Genomic DNA, 19,350 nt, shown 5'->3' with positions numbered 1-19,350 from the left:
AGCATAAGCGGCCTATTTATGAATTCGCCTCTAAATTACACAACGAAAGCCCAATGGTTATCTTTTCTTGAGCAAGCTCATATAAAAGAAATAGACCTTGGGCTTTCGCGTATCTCAAAGGTATTTGAATCCCTTAAATTACCTCGTCCTAAAAAAATATTTACCTGTGCTGGTACAAACGGAAAAGGCAGTACACTGAGAATGTTAGAGCTCTTAGCATTAGAGCAAAATATGACAGTTGGTAAATATACGTCCCCCCACTTAATTGATTTTAATGAACGTATTGCCATTAATGATCAAAATGTCAGTGATGAATTATTAATTCAAGGGCTTAAGGCCGTTTATCAAGCCAAGGGAGATATATCATTAACCTATTTTGAATACACCACATTGGTGGCCTTTTATTTGTTTGCGCATTTAAATTTAGATATTTGGTTAATAGAAGTAGGCTTAGGTGGTAGATTAGATGCCAGTAATTGCATCGATGCTGATGTCAGTATTGTGACAAGTATTGCACTTGATCATGCCGATTGGCTAGGTACTGACTTAGATGTTATTCGTTTTGAAAAATGTGGAATTGGTCGTTCAAATAAACCATTAGTGTTAGGTCAAGATGTATTTACAGCTGATCTAGAACAGCGATTAGATACTTATTTTAATCCAATGCCACTGCTATATAACGCATCGAAGAATTTTCATTGGAAAGAATTGGATGAAAATCATTTTGAAATACACATTCAAAAAGAAGGTCAAATCATAGAGTTTACGGATTTAATTAAACCAAAATTACCCATCAATAATGCTTGTTGTGCTCTGAGTGCTTGGTTTTTAGCGGGTTTTAATTGTGATATAGAACAAATGAAAGCTGTTCTATCACAGTGGAAGTTGGCGGGGCGATTGACTGAAATCATTAAAAATGACGTTACCTATACCATTGATGTGGGTCATAATGCTCATGCTGCAGAATTTATTGCTCAACAAATTCCTAAACAGGATGTTTGTATTTTAGGTATGATGGCAGATAAAGATGTCATGAGTGTGACTCAAAGCCTTAAAAATGTAGCAAAAACTTTTATAATCGTGGATCTTCCTCTTCCCAGGGCAATCAAAAAAGAAAAGCTCAAACAATATATTGATAAACCTTGCATCACTGCGAATTCGGTTCAAGATGCACTCAATAAAATTGATAACATGCATGTTCAGTCTGTGCTTATTTGCGGATCCTTTATAACCTGTGGATTAGCGTTTGAAGTGTTAGAGCAAAACATAAACGAGGAAACAACATAATGGATGCTGGATTTCGTAAGCGTTTGGTTGGAGCATTAGTAATCGTGATTTTTGCAGGTGTTGTGCTTCCGCAAATTTTAGATGGCTCCGGACGCATTCCAGAGCGTGTTACCAATATCCCCGTTATTCCAGCTCAGCCTGATGTTTCTTCTTTGCAAAAAAATGAAGATCGCAGTATCTCAATTCCCGATTTATCGGTTATTTCTGAATCCAATCCAGTCGATTTATCCGAAGTTGCAAACGACCAAGCTCGAATTAAAGAAACTAAAACCGAAGGTCAAACACAGATTAAAGATCGAACCGTAGATTTTGAAGGGGATATGCTACAAGCCTATGCTATTCAAGTGGGCAGCTTTTCAAAAGAAGAAGGGGCGTTTGCCTTACGTGATCAATTACGTGCAAAAGGGTATCACGTTTATAGTAAAACAGGATTCACTAAAAGTGGCAGCGCTTTGATTCAAATTTTAGTGGGGCCCATTGCTAGTAAAGAAGATGCAAATGACATGGCAAAAAAATTAGAAAAAGAAGTCGATGTCAAAAGTCCTTGGGTCATGAAATATCAAGTTAAATAGAGGGTGATATGCAACTTATTTGGATAGATTGGTTGATGTTTGTCGTAGTTGGCATCTCCGCTGTTATTTCAATTAAACGTGGTTTTGTTAAAGAGGCCTTGTCTTTACTGGGTTGGGTTGTCGCCTTAGTTGTGTCAAGAATGTTTGTTGACGAGCTTTCATCACTTTTAGTGAATGTCATTGAGTCACCGCAGTGGCGAGTAGGTTTATCCTTTACTGTTTTATTTGGTGGGACATTAGTGTGTTTCGCGTTGTTTAATCATTTGGTCAATGAATTTATTCGTATGACAGGATTAAGCGGTTTAGATAGAGTTTTGGGTATGATCTTTGGTATACTGCGCGGCCTAATTTTGGTGGTGGTGGTTTTATCAATAGGTCGCATCTTTGCACTGGATGATATTTGGGCAAATTCACAGCTTGTTCCATATTTTGATCCAATAATAGAAATGGCTGGGCAATTAGTGAAAGACTTAACCGCCAACCCTGAAACTATAAAACAATTCTAGAAATCAGAAAATCTGATTTTTCGTTTCACAAATGTATTGCAGCAATCCTGTAATCTTATTAATTTTAAACGAGCTTAACTTATGTGTGGTATTGCTGGCATTTTTGCTTATTCTCCAGTTAATCAATCTCTTTATGATGCATTAACCGTCCTACAACATCGCGGCCAAGACGCTGCGGGTATCGTTACTGAAAAAGATGGAGACTTCTTTTTACGTAAAAGTAACGGACTAGTAAAGGACGTATTTCGTACTAGACACATGACTCGTTTAGCGGGAAACATGGGTATTGCTCATGTTCGTTATCCTACAGCAGGCACGTCAAGCTCTGCAGAAAGTCAGCCTTTTTATGTTAACTCGCCATACGGGATTGTATTAGCACATAATGGTAACTTAACCAACGCACACGGTTTATCAAAATCGTTGTATCAATCTGACTTACGTCATACTAATACCACATCGGATTCTGAAGTTTTATTAAATGTATTTGCTCATGAACTGCAAGTTCAAGGTAAATTACAGCCAAATGAAGAAGATATATTTGCTGCGGTGACTGGTGTTCATAATCGTTGTCGTGGCGCATACGCAGTCGTAGCGATGATTTCAAGTCACGGTATGGTCGCGTTTCGTGATTGTTTTGGTATTCGTCCAATTGTATATGGTGAGCGAAAAAATCAAGAAGGTAAAACAGAATATATGTTTGCCTCTGAGTCAGTGGCGTTAGATGCGTTAGGTTTTAAGCGAGTGCGCGAGCTTGATCCAGGTGAGGCGATGTACGTAGATAATAAAGGTATTTTGCATTCAAAAGTATGCGCAAAATTCGCTTCATTGCGTCCTTGTATTTTCGAACATGTGTATTTTGCACGACCTGATTCAATTATTGATGGTATTTCTGTTTATAAAGCGCGTTTAAGAATGGGCGAAACATTAGCTGATAAAATTTTAAAATTGCGCCCAGAACATGAAATTGACGTGGTGATGCCAATTCCAGATACATCTCGTACGTCTGCTCTTCAGTTGGCAAATCGTTTAGGGGTGAAATACCGTGAAGGTTTTATCAAAAATCGTTATATCGGTCGTACATTTATTATGCCGGGTCAGCAATTACGTAAAAAATCCGTTAAACAAAAACTGAATCCAATTGGTTTAGAGTTTAAAGGTAAAAACGTTTTGTTAGTGGATGACTCCATTGTACGCGGTACAACCTGCCAAGAAATTATTCAAATGGCACGTGATGCTGGTGCGAAAAAAGTATTCTTTGCCTCTGCGGCACCCGCTGTGCGTTATCCAAATGTTTATGGTATTGATATGCCAAGTGCCTCTGAGTTAATTGCACATGGCAAAACTGAAAAAGAAATCGAAGAAGTCATAGGATGCGATTGGTTGGTTTATCAAGATCTAGAAGATCTGATTAGTTGTGTACAGGTAGATGGCAATACTGCTCAAGAATTTGATTGCTCGGTATTTAATGGTAAATACATTACAGGCGATGTAGATGAAGCTTACTTTGCACAGTTAGAATTAAATCGTGCTGATGGCAATAAAAAGAAAAAATTGGATGCTAGTTATGATGGTATGATGGCGATCCATAACGACAATAGCACTGAATAATTAAAGTTTTTTAGTGGTATTAAAAAAACCGAACGTCAGTTCGGTTTTTTTTGTTTCAAATATATAGTTTTACAAATACCCGCCAACGGCTTGTAAATTTTCTAGGCGATTATCTTTAGTGATCCAAATAGATAGAGCGGTATCTTTATTTTTGCCCTCTGTTAAAAAGTCTAAGATGATGGGGGTGTTTTTCTTATAACGCACTTGCATCATTTCAAGAACAACAAAATCATGCTTTAACTGTTTGCCAGAATTTTCTCCGCGATTAATATCAACCACTTCATTCATTTTTAAATAGGCTATATTGACCACTAAGTCCGTTTGGTCACTGTCGTAATTTACAATTAATACATCGTTCTCAATCGTAGCCATTAACTTTTTAGCTGCTTGATTAGTGGTTGTGATTGTTCCATTTCCTTTAAACCATTGTCTGAATTCTTTGTCTTCAAAAATAATACCTGGGGTATAAACGGATTTAATTAACCCTTGGGATTTTAATAATCGTTGTCGATCTGTAAATTTGGATTGAGAATAGGTGTCTTTCCAGCCCAGTCGATCCCAGTAATCCACATGAAATGCCATAGGGATAAAGCTTTTAAATAATTCTGGGTTGGATTTTTGTGTTGATAGCCATTTGTCAGCGAGTGGACAACTTGAGCAACCTTCAGATGTGAATAGCTGCAAGAGTTGGGTTTTTTGTGTGCCACTTTCAAATATGGTTTTAGAAAAACAATTAAAGCTGATGAATAAAACTAGTATTAATGGGAGTGATCTCATGGCTTTATGCCCTCATTTTTTACATTAGAGTTCACAAGTTGAAAGTTATTACATTTGTAGTTCTGTTAATTGAATGTTGATTTTAAAATTAATTTGGTGAAAGCTTGTCATCGTGAATATTGATGCCTTCTTTTAACGAATCGAATAAATTATTTAAATTTTTATGGGTTCGAGCTCGACAAATGGTTTCACTGATCATGTGTTTAATTACATCTTCGTATGATAAATCATTATCCATTAAACAGGCTCTTGGGAAAAAACTTGTATGTCGGTTCATGCCAGGTATTAAATTCGCTTCCATAAAATAGCATTTACCTGAAGCGTCCATTTTTATATCAATGCGCCCAAAACCACAGGCGCCTAATCCTTCAAATGAAGATGCAGCAAGGGCTTTGATCCCATGTATTTCTTTTTCGTCGGATATTTTTTTTAACTCAGTGTTATAAATCATGGACGAATCACCTAAAATTCTTACAGAACCTTCAGTGATCTGTGGAATTAATTCAATTGCCGACAAAATCATTTTACCCAAATCATCTTTAATCACAGATACTGTAAATTCTCGTCCATTTAAAAACTCTTCAACCAAAATAGGTTGCTTAAATTTTTCATATAAAGCAGACACTTTAAATTGGTATTCTGCAAAGTTTTTTACAACAGATTGGTGGTCGATTCCTTTGCCGTCAGCTTCACCTAATGGTTTGACAAATAAAGGAAAGCCAAAAGGAAGTTGCGTTTCATTTGAAAATTGATTCGGCAGCGCAGTAAAAAAATGTGCCGTATTTATTCCAAGTTTAGCCAGATGCTGTTTTGCAAGCGCTTTATCTGTATCAAAATTTAATGCTTGTTTGTCAGAACCTGTAAAAATAATATGGTGATCAGCAAAGTATTGTGCAAAGAATATTTCATTACTTTCGATTAGAATGGATTTAGCGGTTAAAACCACTAAGTCAGGTCGGCGTTGGACAACACTTTGTAAGTCGTGATGCGTATTACATTGGGAGATCCTAACTGTGTAGCCCATTGCTTTTATTGCTTTTTCTACATCCTCACACACTAATTGTGAGCCAAAATCATTTTCATTTATTTGATTGTGATTAGATGTGATGATTTCAATCTTCATTTAACTGTTCCAATATTAATGATGGGGGCGATTAAATACACAATCACCTATTTAATTTAAGTCATTAAAAATTAAGTCGTAATCATAGCATAATATGCATTGTGTTTGTTCATACACGCAATAGATCAGAAAAAATGAATTCTTAGTAAATTCTATAAATCAATCGTTATAGTAAAATTTAAGTATAGGATATTTGAAAAATGCACCTTTACCGTTAAACGTGAAATTATGATTCTAATGTCTGGATTTACAGTAAATAACTCGACAAAACGCCCTTAAAACTCTATAGTCCGCCCTTTTTTTAACACGCCTTTTTTTAACTCGCCTTTTTAAATCATATTTAAACTTGCGCCAGCAATCCTAGTTTTTGACTTTGAATGCATTTACCTCAGGAAACCTTCTTTTGATTAGTACAGCAAACATTACCATGCAGTTTGGTAACGAACCTTTATTTGAAAACATTTCAGCAAAATTTAGTAATGGTAATCGTTACGGATTAATTGGCGCCAATGGCTGTGGTAAGTCAACGTTCATGAAAATTTTGACAGGTGAATTAACCCCATCGGCGGGTAATGTGTCGATTACTCCTGGTGCAAAAGTCGGTACATTAAATCAAAACCAATACGCGTTTGAAGAATACTCAGTCGTTGATGCCGTAATCATGGGTGACGTAGCGCTTTGGAAGGTCAAACAAGCACGTGAAGCGATTTATGCATTACCTGAAATGAGCGAAGAACAGGGTATGGAAGTAGCCAATCTTGAAGTTGAATTTGCTGAAATGGATGGTTATAGTGCAGAATCTCGTGCCGGTGAAATCCTAATTGAAGCGGGCATCGCAGAAGAATTTCACTTTGATTTAATGAGCGAATTAGCACCGGGTTGGAAATTACGTGTGTTATTAGCGCAGGCATTATTCTCAAATCCTGATATTTTGTTACTTGATGAGCCAACCAACAACTTGGATATCGACAGTATCAACTGGTTAGCAGACGTATTAAATCAGCGTAAATCCACCATGATTATTATTTCCCATGATCGACATTTCTTAAATGCTGTATGTACACACATGGCAGATATCGATTATGGTGAATTAAGAATTTACCCTGGTAACTATGAATATTTCCTAGAAGCGTCTGCGTTAATTCGTGAACAGCTTTTAACTTCTAATGCCAAGAAAAGCCAAGAAATGGACGAGCTTCAAGCGTTTGTTAATCGTTTTTCTGCAAATGCATCTAAGGCTAAGCAAGCAAGCTCACGTGCTAAAAAATTAGAAAAAATCAGTTTAGACGAAGTGAAATCAACTAGTAGAATGGCGCCGTCATTGCGTTTTAAACAAGATAAAAAACTACATAGACAGGCATTAATTCTTGAAGAATTAGGTCATGGTTTTGATGAAGGGCCGTTATTTAAAAATGGCAATATGATTCTAGAAGCCGGGGCTAAGCTTGCGGTAATCGGTGAGAACGGTGCGGGTAAAACCACATTTATTCGTTGTTTAATGAATGAAATCAAAGCCAATGAGGGTAAAGTAAAATGGTCGGAAAATGCAGTCATAGGTTACTGTCCTCAAGACTCAAGTAATGATTTTGATAATGACTTAACCATCTTTGAATGGATGAGCCAGTGGCGTACGCCAAAGCATGACGATTTAATGGTTCGTGGCATGCTGGGTCGTTTATTATTTGTTGATGAAGACGCAAACAAAAAAGCCCGTGTGTGTTCAGGCGGTGAGAAAAACCGTTTAATGTTTGGTAAATTAATGATGATGGACATCAATGTTTTAGTGATGGATGAACCAACTAACCACATGGACTTAGAAGCTATTGATGCCCTAAATAAAGCATTAGAACTGTTTGATGGCACCTTAATTTTTGTCAGCCACGATAGAGCGTTTGTATCATCATTAGCGACACGAATTGTTGAGATCAAAGACGAACAAGCCATTGATTTCCAAGGCACATACGATGAGTATTTATCGATTCGTAAATAATGTAACTTAGAAATAATTCAAAAAGCGGTGCACTCACTTAAAGTGGCCGCTAATTTTTAATTCCTATTGATTCGGCTTTAAAAAACGCCACTTCCTTTTGTTGAGTTCAATCTTTGATCTGCAATTTAACAACACTGTAAAATTCATAAATAATAAATAAACTGCCTGATTGGCAAAATCTAACAACCATATTGCAATTTTTGCGGTTGTTGTTTGTCCTTATCCCTCTAAACTAACCCCATACAACTATCCATCTCAAAAACTATTTAATTCAAAGCTATTTAAATCAAAGCTATCTACATCAAACTAAAACCTTACTAAATTAAAACCCTTAGCAAACTAAAATTAGGGTAACGACGTATAGGTATTAAGTACAAGATTGACACATAAAAAATTGTATTTTAAAAAGTTCATCAACGAGCGAAACGGGAGACACAATGGGTTTATTAGTAAACGGGCAGTGGAACAATAACTGGTACAATACAAAAAAAACAGGTGGCAAATTTGTACGTAATGATTCAATTTTTAGAAATTGGATTACCAAATCTGGAGAATCTGCAAAAACAGGAACACCTGACTTTAAAGCAGAACCAGGGCGGTATCATTTGTATGTATCCTTAGCCTGTCCATGGGCACATCGAACGTTAATTTTCAGGAAGCTTAAAGGCCTTGAGAATATGATTTCATTGTCAGTTGTTAATCCATTTATGCTTGATGAAGGCTGGACATTTGAACCGCATAAAGATGTGATCGCTGATGAAGTGAATAAAAAGACTCGTTTACATGAGATTTACACATTAGCAAAAAATGATTACACCGGTCGAGTTACCGTTCCAGTTTTGTGGGACAAACAACTCAATACCATCGTCAGTAATGAATCCTCTGAAATCATCAGAATGTTCAATGAGGCATTTGATGATATTGGCGCAAAAGAAGGAGATTACTACCCAATTGAATTACGCGACCAAATAGACCAATTAAATGCATGGATTTACCATAATGTGAATAATGGTGTGTATAAAGCCGGTTTTGCCACGACAGAATCAGCCTATGACGAAGCGGTAACGCAATTGTTTGATGTATTAGATCAGCTAGATCAGCGCTTAAGCTTGCAACGATATTTAACTGGATCAACCATCACCGAAGCAGATTGGCGATTGTTCACTACTTTGATTCGATTTGATGCAGTGTATGTCGGGCATTTTAAATGCAATTTAAAACGCATTGAGGATTATCCAGCGTTAAGTCATTATGTGAGAGATTTGTATCAGCAACCAGGTGTTGCCTCAACGGTGAATATTGATAATATTAAAGCGCATTACTATGGATCTCATGACATGATTAATCCGACTTTGATCATTCCCAAAGGGCCAATTTTGAATTTTAATGCGCCCCATGACAGAGATCGTTTTACAAGGTGATTATCAGGCACTTAAGTAAGCCGAGCTTACTTTTTTGTGCTTCTATCAATTTGGCTATGTTTTAAATTGTTGTGGCTGGATGCAAAATCATAATGCTGATCTAAGCTGAGATTTATACACCCACAATGACATAGCCTATGAATCCACAGCATTTTCAAAACATACTTAAGCAGGTAAGCAAGCTCGATCCTGTTCAAAAACAAACTCTATCCACCGCTTTAGTTGCACAAGAAAATCCCATTCTTACACGACTGTCTAAAGAAGTGATCACCCACTCAAAATGCATTCATTGTCAAAGTAACCGCTTGCGAAAATACGGTTTTAGTAATGGCAGACAGCGATTTTTTTGCAACGAATGTCGCAAAAGTTTTGTGTGCACTCGAGGCAGTGCTTATTTTTATCAGCACAAACCTGAGCTTTGGCAAAAATACTTAGAGCACATGCTTGACCAAGATAGTATTCGGCGTTGCGCAAAAGATTTGAATATTTGTGTGACTACCTCTTTTAATTGGCGTCATCGTTTTATGAATGCTACTCAAAACACCTATGAATCAAGGCTTGAAGGTATTATTGAAGCAGATGAAACGTATTTTCGAGAATCTAAAAAAGGCGAGCGAAACTTAAACCGACCTGCAAGACAACGAGGATCTAAAGCATCCACACCTGGCATTAATCAGCACGATTGGGTGGCAGTGTTAACCGCTAAAGATCGAAATCATCATGAATTTGATCAAATATTAACCCACGTAAATGGCGCTGAAATCAATCAATGCTTAGGCTGCAAAATTGCCGACGAATCTGTTTTATGTACCGATGGGCAGCCGGCTTATAATCAAATTTGCAAAGAACATCATTTGCATCATGTTGTGATAACCAACAATCAAACGCAGCAAAGTTTGTATCATATTCAAAATATCAATAATTACCACAGTCAGTTAAAGCGTTGGTATTTGAAGATGCATGGAGTGGCCAGTAAGTATTTAGCGAAGTATTTGGGTTGGTTTAGAATGCTGGACTGGCACAAATATCAGACCTTTTCTAGCGACATTAAGAGCGAAAGCGAAAAACTGTTTGAATTCAAACTGTTACAGGTGCAGCAACATAAATTCAAAACATAGCCATCAATTTGGCCTTTTCTCATGCATTTAATGAAATTGTGCTTAACATCATTTAAACTTCCCAATAAATTGAATTGATAGTAGTTGAAAATAATGAATTCTAGCAAAACTGTAAAAGTATCTTCCGTTTTATCTCATAAAAAGAAGTTGTCCAAACAAGAGGAACAATTTAATAAAAACTGGAAAAAAGTACAGTCGTTAGAAAAAAGAAACCAAAAACTAAAAATAGAAGTAGTGACGTTTTCTAAAACGGTGATGTCCGATTTAGCGCAAACAGAGCGTGAATCTCAAGCGGCTATAATCAGTTTAATCACTCAATTATTAACCTTTGCTGGGCGTAAATCATTAAGCAAATGGGAAAAAGAAACGTTATTTCTATGGATTAAAGAAAATATTGAAATGTTATACGCTAATCCCATGACCGATCACAAGGTGATGCAAAATATACAAAAACAATATATGGACACAGTTAAAAATTACTACGACCCAGAAGGTCTATCAGATTTACAAGATCAACAATCCGATGAAGAATCTCTATTTGATGATGTGGAAGGTAAAGATTCATTTGAGAATAATTTCGATGAAATGGCCAAGCGAATGGCAGAAGAAATGGGCGTCGATGTTGATGCTATTAAAGAAGAATTTTCCAAGCAATTTGGGGATGACTTTTTTGATAAAGATTCTGAGATTAATTCTAATAAAGATGTCGACACAGACAAAATATTTAAAAAATCCTCAATCAATAAAATGTTCAAAAAAATTGCCAGTGTCATCCATCCTGATAAAGCAACCACAGCAGAAGACAGAGAAAAGTTTCATGATGTGATGTCTGTTTTATCTACAGCAAGAGATAATAATGATGTGTTGACGATTTTCTCATTATTTGATGAATATGTAGGACAGTCTGCATTTGATATTATTGATGGCGATATTTCGCAGATTAATGAATTATTAAAAAAACGCATCGACACGTTGAATGACGAAAAACAACAGATCATTTACGAAAACCCAATACATGGTGCAGTGTATTCAAAATTTAAAAAAGCCACAAAAGCCAAAACTCAAAAAGAAATTGATGAATATAAAATTGAAATTACAAATGATATAGAAATGTATGAAATGTTTTTAAATCAAGTGACCAGTTTAAAAAAACTGAAACCGATTTTAGAGGAAAAGTATTATCGTACGAATGCGTTTTACTAAAAAAGTAAACCTTAATCGAAATATCGGTTAAGGTTTTTTAAATAGGCTATTAAGTTTTAAGCTAAGTGCTTATTAAAAAACGTCAATGTGCGTTCCCAAGATAATTCTGCTGCAGTTTCCACATATCGGGCAGTAGAGTCATTATGAAAACCATGATTCGCATCTTTATAAACATACGCTTGATAATCAGCCTTCATTGATTTTAATTGCACTTCATAATCAGGCCAAGAAGCATTCACGCGTTTATCTAATTCAGCAAATTGTAATAATAACGGCGCTTTAATATTTTTGATGATGCTTGATTCAGCGGGTGTTCCATAATAAGGCACGGCAGCGTTAATTGTATCGGGAATACGAGCGGCCAACATGTTTGACACATAACCCCCAAAACAAAATCCAACGACACCTAATTTATCAGTGGTTAATTCATGATTTTTCAAAAAATAAGCCGCATTTATAAAGTCCGTTTCTACTTTGGCTTTATCTAATGAGCTTTGCATAGAACGGCCCTCATCGTCGTTTCCTGGGTATCCACCTAATGTGTGTAATATGTCAGGAGCAAACGCAATAAATCCAGCCTTGGCTAATCTGCGAGCGACATCTTTGATGTAAGGATTTAAGCCACGGTTTTCATGTACTACCAAAACCGCTGGTAATTTTTTAGCCATCATGCCTTCTTTAACTTTAGGCATTACCAAATAACCACGACCTTCACCTAAGCCGTCTTTTGAAGGGAAAGTAGCGTAACTTGCGGTGATATCCTCATCATTAAAAGATACTTGTTCAGCCATGGCATAATTAGGAAGTAAGCCACCACTAACGGCAGCAGCGGTTAACCCTATAGCGGTTAAACGACGTAAAAAAGTACGACGATCAATATCGCCATGAGCGTATTCATCGTACCAATCAAAAGCTTCTTGAGGGATTTGTTTAGCATTAACAGTGACGGTTTTAGGTAATGACATTATTGGGCTCTCCAGTGGTAATTGTGAAATATAATGAGTTGAGTTGTATACGAATAAAGCAAAAAATCGGATGACAAAAAACACTTTAATTTATAAAACGATGACTAAGCAAGTATTTTTTTTGAGTGACAGGGTGTCACGTAATTTAGTTTTAGATTTGTTTTAATTGCAATTTCAAATGTTTGGCTGCCATGGCATAGCCACCATTGTTGGCATCAATAAAATGAAAATGTCGATGCTGATAATCTATTACCATGCACGTTGCAATCGCAGCATCTGTTTGATGAATCCCATACACTAATAATTTTTGTTGGTGGCAAAGATCTAAATATTTCATGAGTTCCAGTCTTTGTTGTTTTGATCCACTAATAATCATACGCAAAGTTTCATCAAATTTTTGAAAATCACTGTTTTCAATAAAACGGGTTTTATATTCCCCCCATTGCGTTGAATCGGTTGTGATTTTTTTAGCAATTAAATATTTACCAATCAAAATTAATGTCCATGATTTAGCTAAAATATTTATTTTTTTCATAAACCCAATACGATTAAATTTGATTTTGATTTCCTTAAGTATTTTAAGGATGGATAAAGAGAGTGACATTTTGTCAATTGAAATTGGGTTGTATTCGTGAATACCTCCATAAATTTCACATATTTTTTGATAAATACCTTGGTAATGTGATTGTTGATTGTCAGTGTCTAGTACTTGAATCATCAATGCTATTGTTTCTTGTTTGGGGCTTTTAAACTCATTCCAACGACATTCAAAACCACTAAAATCCGCTTTTGAAGCAAAAGCGTGTTCATCAATTAAATATTGACTGTCTGGTTGTTTGATTAATGTTTCAGCTAGTTGTAGCGCGCCGCCTAAAAACATTGCTTGGTGATTATGTTCGCTGCTTTTGTATTTGGCCACTTTTAAAACAGATTGGGAAGATATTAAATTAAATGGCACCATACCAATTCGTAAATGCAATGAAAACGCATCCTGAGCCATTTTTTTAGTACCCAGCAAAGCTTCGCTTACCGCTTGAATATCGCTAGGGTGTATACAAAAACTCGCACCATCCCCACCAAAAACAAAGGGAATACTTCTATGGCCGATGGCATTTAATACAGCCACTACTACTGAGCCACTAATGGAATTGACGTCTTTATATTGTCCAGCTTCAATGGCAACGGTAGAACCTTTAATGTCCGCCACAACAATCAACCAATCTTCAGGAAGGGATTGATATACGCTTGGATCTGAAAATAACTGAAAATCAGTGAATGGCGCAAGGTGTTCAAAAAAAGATTGAGTATCAGTCATGTTCAGGATTTAAATAGTAATAGTGTGTATTAACTATACGCAATAAATAGTGATTTGGTTTTATTATTGTGAATTTAGTGAGGTGGGTTATTTGTAAGCTTTAAAAAATCAAATTAAGAGTTAGCAATAATAAATTAAAAGTAAGTCGCACTGTTAGGTAGACTTGCTAAAGAGATTCAATATTGTAATAGGGCGCCAGTACGATCCTTTCCGTCTCATCGTATTCAGATTAAATTAGACATGAAACGAGGGCAAGCGCTCGCCCACATTAAGTCTTGCGACTTTAGCTGTTTATACACTCACTGATATTTATGCTCCAGGCATAAAAAAGCCCCGATACTAGCGTATCGAGGCTTTGGAATTGGTGGAGACGGCGGGGATCGAACCCGCGTCCGCAAATCCTCCATTCATGGTACTACATGCTTAGCTCATTCTATAATTTAATCTCGGTGACGCCGAAGAGCAGGCTTCACTTTGATGAGTCTAGTTAGAGTTTAGCCGATTGAACCTAGACGATTCTCCTGGCGATCCTGACATAATGACCGAGATACACACAATTCAGGCCTAACACGTATCTCAGTGGCGAGCTTATTAAGCTGCCAAGGCCTCTTGGCCGTAGTTAGCATCGTTTGCAACTATAAAGTTTACAACTTTGGATTAACGAGATTGGTTGTCATCTCGGCATGCACCTAAAACTTTGTAATCCACGTCGAAGCCATGTCGTCCCCGAATAGTGTTAACTATTTTAAGTCTGTGTATTGTAACGCTTATCTTGTTATTAGCAATGTTTTAGCGTTTTATTTTTATATTGAAGTCTACTTTACCACTTACATCGGTTTGTTTGATTGAGTAAGTTTCGATGGTTAAGCCATAACTTGTGTTTACATCTCCCATAAATCGAATCAGTTGATCAAATATTTGATCTTTGCCTGAAAGGTTAATAGCGTCATTACCTTCTGATGAACTTTTATCAATGATAATTGCAAATTTTTTAGATGAGTCATTAACCATTGCTGTCATGGATTTATTTATATTGTTTACACTTGGGCGACTGGTTTGTTGAGCAATAACAGCGTTTTGTTTTGCTTGAATGATTTGGGGCACTACTTTTTGTATGTCGCGGTAGGTTTTTTGAGTTTGGTTTAATTGTTCATTGGCTTTAATTTTTGCGTTTACACTAGGGTTATAAAGGGCAAAATATCCAATGCATAATATAACAAATACAGTCAAAAACTGGGTTAGGATTTTGTCTCTACCAGATAGCTGATTATATTTGTCTGTTAAATTTATGATGGTTTCGTTTTCTAATATATTCATTTCGCACTCACTTTTAAAACGCCTAGGACTTTGCCTGATTCATTTTTTTGGCTTGTGTAGATTGCATCGTACCCATTGTTGCTCATGCCGACACGAATTTGCTCTAAAATACTGTCATTTCTAGCCGAAAGGGTGAAAATCCAGTCCTGACTTTTTTCGCTGTAACGCATTTCGGTAATGGAAAATGCATGTCTTGCTTTTAGTGTAGAAATATCGGTAATTGGATTTAAAGTTGACACTTTAGTGTTTGGTGCTTCTATTTCGTCATAATTAGCTAATTCGTTTTTAAGTTGTCTTACTACTCGATTCTTTTTGTTTTTCAACTCAGGTGCAACTTGTTCAATCATTTTGCTATTGGCTTGCCAAAGTGCATCTATTTTAAGTTGGGTATTGTTTGCTTGAATGTAGTTTAAAGTCACTAAGCATATTACAGCGATTAAAGAAGCTGCTAAAAAGGTTGAAATGATTTTAATTCTTGCAAATAACGCATCGTTTGTTGTTGCTGTATTTAATAAATTTAGGCGTCGTTTAGCGGAAATATAGTTGTCGCTCATTTGTTCCAATAAACTAGGTTGGATGACATGTAAATTAATATTGGAATGTCCGCTGGCTTCAAGTTGTGCCTTAATCAAACTGATTCGATCGTCTTGATTTGAGTAAAATAATTCAATTTCTTTTGATTGATCCTCATCTGCATTAGGATCTAACTGAGTTATCGCAAAGGTTAATTGCTCAAATGGAAGTGCAATTAATTGGTTGTCTTGTTTTAATAATACGCGATTTTCGTCGATCGTTATTGAAATAGAATTGAGATTCTCGCTGCCAGTAAATTGTGCATCTAAGTTTACGTGAATCACATTAACTTGAATGTCTGCAAATGCTTCGACTATTTGTGCGACTAAAGTTGGGTTGAATACGCAGGTCCAAACGCTACCATTTTGTGGTTTGTGTAAGGCTTTAAATTCGCAATCTTCAACATTTTGTGCAATTTCTTCTTCTAAGGCAATGGGTAAAATGCGATTTAAATTGCTTGTCTGTGAACTTGGAATATTGGCTTTTAATACACTTACTAATTGCGTGTTTAAAAAATAAGTCGCAGAAACTTCATGCACACCTTGTGCATTAAGGTAATTTTGTAGTTGACCTAAATCCCCTTGCTCTATTGCTTGGCGAGATCCGTGGTCAATCAATAACCATTGAATCTGTTCGTCATCGATGGCTCTTATGTATAAATGGCTAGACATAATGGATTCTTATTTATAATGGAACGAATTTTCGTTGATAAATTTGTACAGGTTTGGATTGATCGATTGGGCGATAAATAAATATATCGCGCATACGTTCAATGGTGTCCTGTTCGTTGTCAGTTGGCATAGTAATTAATATACGCGCAACAAAAAACTCACTTATATGAGTCAATAAAGAGGATGGAAGTTCTTCTTTAAAATCTTGCATTGAAGGCATATTAATAAAATCATCCACGCTTTTAAAGCCGCCAGCATCTTGTATTTTAATAATTTCGCTAATAATACCACTATTTAAACTTGGGTGAAGTGCGCTTAATACTCTTGCGGGTGCTTCATTAATATTTAATTTACTATTTGCAGGCAGTATTGAAAAATTTTCAAGTGCAATATTGTAAAGTGATAATCTTTGTTCAATTGTACGATCACTGACTAATAATATTTCAGATAAATCAGCAAAGGGGAGGCCGCTTTTTAAGTATTTAGGCTCATCATAGTCAAAATTAACTCCCACATTTGAGCTGCTTTGGATAAAGTTTGATGCTTCTAATAAAAAGTCTTCAAGCTCTACAGCTGATTTGATTTCACCTGTTTGCGGATCTGAAAAATTATCCCCGCTCCAATCATCTTGTAACGCATTAAATGAATTCTCAGTTTCAAATATTGCGGATTTTGCTAGGATTTCTTTGGCGGAAAATGGATATTGATTGATTGTTTTTTCATTGTATAAAAGATTTAGGTTAAGTAATCCATCAAGTGGATAAATAGAAAAATCGATGCTTGCACCTAATATGTTCTCTAGTGGCTTGTCCATTAAATATGGCCAGTCATGCCCTGTTGTGTTTTGAGAAATGCTTAAGCGATCCTGTTGTAAAAAATCCAAAACTAATCGTTCTGCGGATAATTCAATTTGTTCAAATTTCATCAAAGTGATAGAGGTTGATAGTTTGCCTTGTAAGCGAACTTGTTTGGCTAAAATTAAACCAAATATGCCAATCAATATCGTGATCATGACCAATACTTGAAACAGAGCAACACCTTTTTGATTACGAATCATCAGCGAGTACCCAATTAGTTTGGTGTGGAAGGGCGATGAGTTTTTTAAATGTACCAAATCGATTCGACTCAATTGTAATTTCTATAGCGTATGTGTATGCGCTAGGAAATCTAAATGTATCAAGGGGCATTTGTTGGGAGCTACCGGATTCGTCATTTTGGCTGCTGCGATATAAAAAGTCATATTTGATTGCGTTCACATCACCTAGAATCGGTACTTTTATTATCGGTGCATCATTAGGTTGATCTAAATGATATTGGTGAATTCTGACTAAACATGATCCTTCGGTACTGGTTGACACCGGTTGGCAAATTTCAGAAGCAGAGGGGACAAGTTGATAATGCACTCGTTGTAAATCACTGCGTAAATTTTGCGCACGCTCAGGTAATAACCAACTATTTCTAGTGAAACTAAACAAACCGTTATTGTCAGTTTGCATGGGTGCATAATAATCGAAATACTCATCTCGAATGCCCCTAGAGGGTTCAAAAAAACGTAAGTCCTGTTGGATTTTATCCATCGCCCTTTGTAGCTGTCTGATTGCTTGATCATTTTTTAAAAAACGATCACGCATTTGTCCGCCCTGTTTAACAAGGCTAATGGCGCCAAGCATAAGGGCTGAAAACAAAACTAACGAAATTAATACTTCAATTAATGTAAAGCCGCGTTGGTTCATTGCAATAACCCTTTTATTAAAAGTGTTTGCATTGTTGCATGTCCAAGCTCGTCTTCAGGGGTTACTTCAACAGTTAGTACTAAATAGCTGTCTGGAATTTTTAGGGGCTCTTCAAAGCCATTGCTGTCGCCAGCAGAATTAAAACTTTCAGAAAATACTTCGAAGTCTTCGATTTCTCGAAGGCCAATTTCTTGTTCGGCCTGTGCTTCTTGGAGTTTATTTAAAGGTTCAACAGTTTGTGTAATTGTCCACTTTTTATCAAACATAGAAATTGAAAATGAGGGTTCAACCTGGGTGCTGCCAGAAAGAGTCAATCTTTCAATTTGGTATTGAGCTACATAGTTGGCTTGTAAATTTTGTTCAGCTCGAATGGAGTTATTTGTGCTGCTTTGAAATCCAGCAGTAAGTGATGTGGCTGCAAATGCAAAAATTAAAAGTGCCATCATCACTTCAATCAATGTAAAACCCGATTGATAGTAAACGTTGGGTAAGTTCGAATGTTTAAAGGACGAAATTTGCATTAAAAATCATCCTCCTCAATTCTTGAAATCACAGGTCGATTAAAACCATCGCTGATGATTTGATAGGTAAGAGGGGGTTGTTCAAAATCTTGAGTTTGCTCTATAATTGACAGCGTAAATGCGTTACTTAATTCTCCATTTAAATCTAAATAAATATGAGGCTCTAAACCAACGGTTTTACTTGAACCGTTAGAATTAAAGCTTTCGCTGTAAATTTCAAAATCGGCTATTTCTTTTAATCCGATTTCAAGTTGTTCTTCTTCACTTGGAAATACATCTAATAATGCAACTGGGTTATTATCAATTGATAATTCAAATATATAGATGTCTTCAAATTCAACACTGACAAATCGCTCATTTTGAATGGGGACCCAATTGTAAATAGGGTCCCCCGTTTCTTCATCCTGTGTAATTGCAATGCGCTCTAAAAACCAGTATCCGGCTTCGGTAAAATATAAACCAAACGAAGTTTGCTTAAATGAGGCATGGTCTGACAAATCAAGTAATGTGTCGCGAAATATTTCGCTTTGATCTTGCATTTCCATCCAGTTGGATTTACGCGTAGAAATCGTCACCGAGGCGAAAATCACAGAGATGATCGCAAGGGCAACTAATATTTCAACTAGGGTGAATCCACGGGTTTTTTGCAT

Annotated in this window: 18 protein-coding genes and 1 other RNA gene; 8 read left to right on the top strand and 11 right to left on the bottom strand. The window is 36.3% G+C overall.

What is annotated here, in order from left to right; translation table 11 throughout:
- The first annotated feature begins 18 nt into the window (after positions 1-18).
- The 4 genes from TYM08_RS12430 to purF all read left to right on the top strand — a co-directional run bounded on the left by TYM08_RS12430 (position 19) and on the right by purF (position 3,973).
- On the top strand, positions 19-1,287 hold the full coding sequence (locus tag TYM08_RS12430) for a bifunctional folylpolyglutamate synthase/dihydrofolate synthase (protein ID WP_422379467.1): 1,269 nt from the start codon (positions 19-21) through the stop codon (positions 1,285-1,287).
- On the top strand, positions 1,287-1,859 hold the full coding sequence (locus TYM08_RS12425) for an SPOR domain-containing protein (protein WP_422379466.1): 573 nt from the start codon (positions 1,287-1,289) through the stop codon (positions 1,857-1,859). Before TYM08_RS12430 ends, TYM08_RS12425 begins: the two co-directional genes overlap by 1 nt.
- Positions 1,860-1,867: 8 nt before the next feature.
- Positions 1,868-2,365, top strand: a complete 498-nt coding sequence (locus TYM08_RS12420; protein WP_422379465.1) for a CvpA family protein — start codon at positions 1,868-1,870, stop codon at positions 2,363-2,365.
- A gap of 81 nt (positions 2,366-2,446) precedes the next feature.
- Positions 2,447-3,973 carry an amidophosphoribosyltransferase gene (gene purF, locus TYM08_RS12415; protein ID WP_422379464.1) on the top strand — a complete coding sequence of 509 codons (1,527 nt, stop codon included), beginning with the start codon at positions 2,447-2,449 and terminating at the stop codon, positions 3,971-3,973.
- Positions 3,974-4,042: 69 nt separating this feature from the next.
- Here the strand turns inward: purF and TYM08_RS12410 are convergent, their stop codons facing one another.
- Together TYM08_RS12410 and TYM08_RS12405 are read right to left on the bottom strand one after the other, a co-directional pair.
- On the bottom strand, positions 4,043-4,750 hold the full coding sequence (locus TYM08_RS12410) for a DUF1223 domain-containing protein (protein ID WP_422379463.1): 708 nt from the start codon (positions 4,748-4,750) through the stop codon (positions 4,043-4,045).
- Positions 4,751-4,838: 88 nt separating this feature from the next.
- A complete protein-coding gene (locus TYM08_RS12405) occupies positions 4,839-5,873 on the bottom strand; it encodes a hypothetical protein (RefSeq protein WP_422379462.1) in 1,035 nt (344 codons plus the stop codon).
- 403 nt (positions 5,874-6,276) lie between these two features.
- On the opposite strand from TYM08_RS12405, the gene TYM08_RS12400 reads away from it, so the two are divergent.
- From TYM08_RS12400 to TYM08_RS12385, 4 genes are all read left to right on the top strand, one after another.
- Positions 6,277-7,863 (top strand): ABC-F family ATPase, encoded by a 1,587-nt coding sequence (locus TYM08_RS12400; RefSeq protein ID WP_422379461.1) that lies wholly within the window; start codon positions 6,277-6,279, stop codon positions 7,861-7,863.
- Between the two features lie 437 nt (positions 7,864-8,300).
- Positions 8,301-9,284 (top strand): glutathione S-transferase family protein, encoded by a 984-nt coding sequence (locus TYM08_RS12395; RefSeq protein ID WP_422379460.1) that lies wholly within the window; start codon positions 8,301-8,303, stop codon positions 9,282-9,284.
- 137 nt (positions 9,285-9,421) lie between these two features.
- A complete protein-coding gene (locus tag TYM08_RS12390) occupies positions 9,422-10,402 on the top strand; it encodes an IS1595 family transposase (protein ID WP_422379459.1) in 981 nt (326 codons plus the stop codon).
- A 93-nt stretch (positions 10,403-10,495) separates the two neighbouring features.
- On the top strand, positions 10,496-11,605 hold the full coding sequence (locus tag TYM08_RS12385) for a hypothetical protein (RefSeq protein ID WP_422379458.1): 1,110 nt from the start codon (positions 10,496-10,498) through the stop codon (positions 11,603-11,605).
- A 56-nt stretch (positions 11,606-11,661) separates the two neighbouring features.
- On the opposite strand, the gene TYM08_RS12380 is transcribed toward TYM08_RS12385, so the two are convergent.
- From TYM08_RS12380 to TYM08_RS12340, 9 genes are all read right to left on the bottom strand, one after another.
- The gene (locus tag TYM08_RS12380; protein ID WP_422379457.1) at positions 11,662-12,570 is read right to left on the bottom strand and encodes a dienelactone hydrolase family protein; all 909 of its coding nucleotides are present in this window, start codon (positions 12,568-12,570) and stop codon (positions 11,662-11,664) included.
- 151 nt (positions 12,571-12,721) lie between these two features.
- Complete coding sequence (locus TYM08_RS12375) at positions 12,722-13,885, bottom strand: DUF3095 domain-containing protein (protein ID WP_422379456.1); 1,164 nt, start codon at positions 13,883-13,885, stop codon at positions 12,722-12,724.
- A 362-nt stretch (positions 13,886-14,247) separates the two neighbouring features.
- Positions 14,248-14,613, bottom strand: a transfer-messenger RNA (tmRNA) gene (gene ssrA, locus TYM08_RS12370).
- A gap of 61 nt (positions 14,614-14,674) precedes the next feature.
- Positions 14,675-15,202 carry a type II secretion system protein GspM gene (gspM, locus tag TYM08_RS12365; protein WP_422379455.1) on the bottom strand — a complete coding sequence of 176 codons (528 nt, stop codon included), beginning with the start codon at positions 15,200-15,202 and terminating at the stop codon, positions 14,675-14,677.
- The gene (locus TYM08_RS12360; RefSeq protein ID WP_422379454.1) at positions 15,199-16,446 is read right to left on the bottom strand and encodes a type II secretion system protein GspL; all 1,248 of its coding nucleotides are present in this window, start codon (positions 16,444-16,446) and stop codon (positions 15,199-15,201) included. The genes gspM and TYM08_RS12360 overlap by 4 nt, the downstream gene beginning before the upstream one ends.
- A 13-nt stretch (positions 16,447-16,459) precedes the next feature.
- Entirely contained in the window at positions 16,460-17,503 is a 1,044-nt protein-coding gene (locus TYM08_RS12355; RefSeq protein WP_422379453.1) for a type II secretion system protein GspK, read from the bottom strand.
- Positions 17,493-18,179, bottom strand: coding sequence for a type II secretion system protein GspJ (locus TYM08_RS12350; protein ID WP_422379452.1), 687 nt, complete (start codon positions 18,177-18,179; stop codon positions 17,493-17,495). Before TYM08_RS12350 ends, TYM08_RS12355 begins: the two co-directional genes overlap by 11 nt.
- Positions 18,176-18,700 (bottom strand): type IV pilus modification PilV family protein, encoded by a 525-nt coding sequence (locus TYM08_RS12345; protein ID WP_422379451.1) that lies wholly within the window; start codon positions 18,698-18,700, stop codon positions 18,176-18,178. Before TYM08_RS12345 ends, TYM08_RS12350 begins: the two co-directional genes overlap by 4 nt.
- Positions 18,700-19,350: a type II secretion system protein gene (locus TYM08_RS12340; protein WP_422379450.1), complete on the bottom strand. Its 651-nt coding sequence runs from the start codon at positions 19,348-19,350 to the stop codon at positions 18,700-18,702. The genes TYM08_RS12345 and TYM08_RS12340 overlap by 1 nt, the downstream gene beginning before the upstream one ends.

It is taken from the genome of Marinicellulosiphila megalodicopiae (assembly GCF_045862395.1).
Lineage (GTDB): Bacteria > Pseudomonadota > Gammaproteobacteria > Pseudomonadales > Natronospirillaceae > Marinicellulosiphila > Marinicellulosiphila megalodicopiae.
Note: the sequence above shows the minus strand (reverse complement) of the source record. Positions and strands in the feature narration are given on the sequence as shown.

Coding starts and splice junctions, on each gene's coding strand:
- TYM08_RS12430 (WP_422379467.1), top strand. CDS start 19: ATGAATTCGCCTCTAAATTACACAACGAAAGCCCAATGGTTATCTTTT.
- TYM08_RS12425 (WP_422379466.1), top strand. CDS start 1,287: ATGGATGCTGGATTTCGTAAGCGTTTGGTTGGAGCATTAGTAATCGTG.
- TYM08_RS12420 (WP_422379465.1), top strand. CDS start 1,868: ATGCAACTTATTTGGATAGATTGGTTGATGTTTGTCGTAGTTGGCATC.
- purF (WP_422379464.1), top strand. CDS start 2,447: ATGTGTGGTATTGCTGGCATTTTTGCTTATTCTCCAGTTAATCAATCT.
- TYM08_RS12410 (WP_422379463.1), bottom strand. CDS start 4,750: ATGAGATCACTCCCATTAATACTAGTTTTATTCATCAGCTTTAATTGT.
- TYM08_RS12405 (WP_422379462.1), bottom strand. CDS start 5,873: ATGAAGATTGAAATCATCACATCTAATCACAATCAAATAAATGAAAAT.
- TYM08_RS12395 (WP_422379460.1), top strand. CDS start 8,301: ATGGGTTTATTAGTAAACGGGCAGTGGAACAATAACTGGTACAATACA.
- TYM08_RS12390 (WP_422379459.1), top strand. CDS start 9,422: ATGAATCCACAGCATTTTCAAAACATACTTAAGCAGGTAAGCAAGCTC.
- TYM08_RS12385 (WP_422379458.1), top strand. CDS start 10,496: ATGAATTCTAGCAAAACTGTAAAAGTATCTTCCGTTTTATCTCATAAA.
- TYM08_RS12380 (WP_422379457.1), bottom strand. CDS start 12,570: ATGTCATTACCTAAAACCGTCACTGTTAATGCTAAACAAATCCCTCAA.
- TYM08_RS12375 (WP_422379456.1), bottom strand. CDS start 13,885: ATGACTGATACTCAATCTTTTTTTGAACACCTTGCGCCATTCACTGAT.
- gspM (WP_422379455.1), bottom strand. CDS start 15,202: ATGAATATATTAGAAAACGAAACCATCATAAATTTAACAGACAAATAT.
- TYM08_RS12360 (WP_422379454.1), bottom strand. CDS start 16,446: ATGTCTAGCCATTTATACATAAGAGCCATCGATGACGAACAGATTCAA.
- TYM08_RS12355 (WP_422379453.1), bottom strand. CDS start 17,503: ATGATTCGTAATCAAAAAGGTGTTGCTCTGTTTCAAGTATTGGTCATG.
- TYM08_RS12350 (WP_422379452.1), bottom strand. CDS start 18,179: ATGAACCAACGCGGCTTTACATTAATTGAAGTATTAATTTCGTTAGTT.
- TYM08_RS12345 (WP_422379451.1), bottom strand. CDS start 18,700: ATGCAAATTTCGTCCTTTAAACATTCGAACTTACCCAACGTTTACTAT.
- TYM08_RS12340 (WP_422379450.1), bottom strand. CDS start 19,350: ATGCAAAAAACCCGTGGATTCACCCTAGTTGAAATATTAGTTGCCCTT.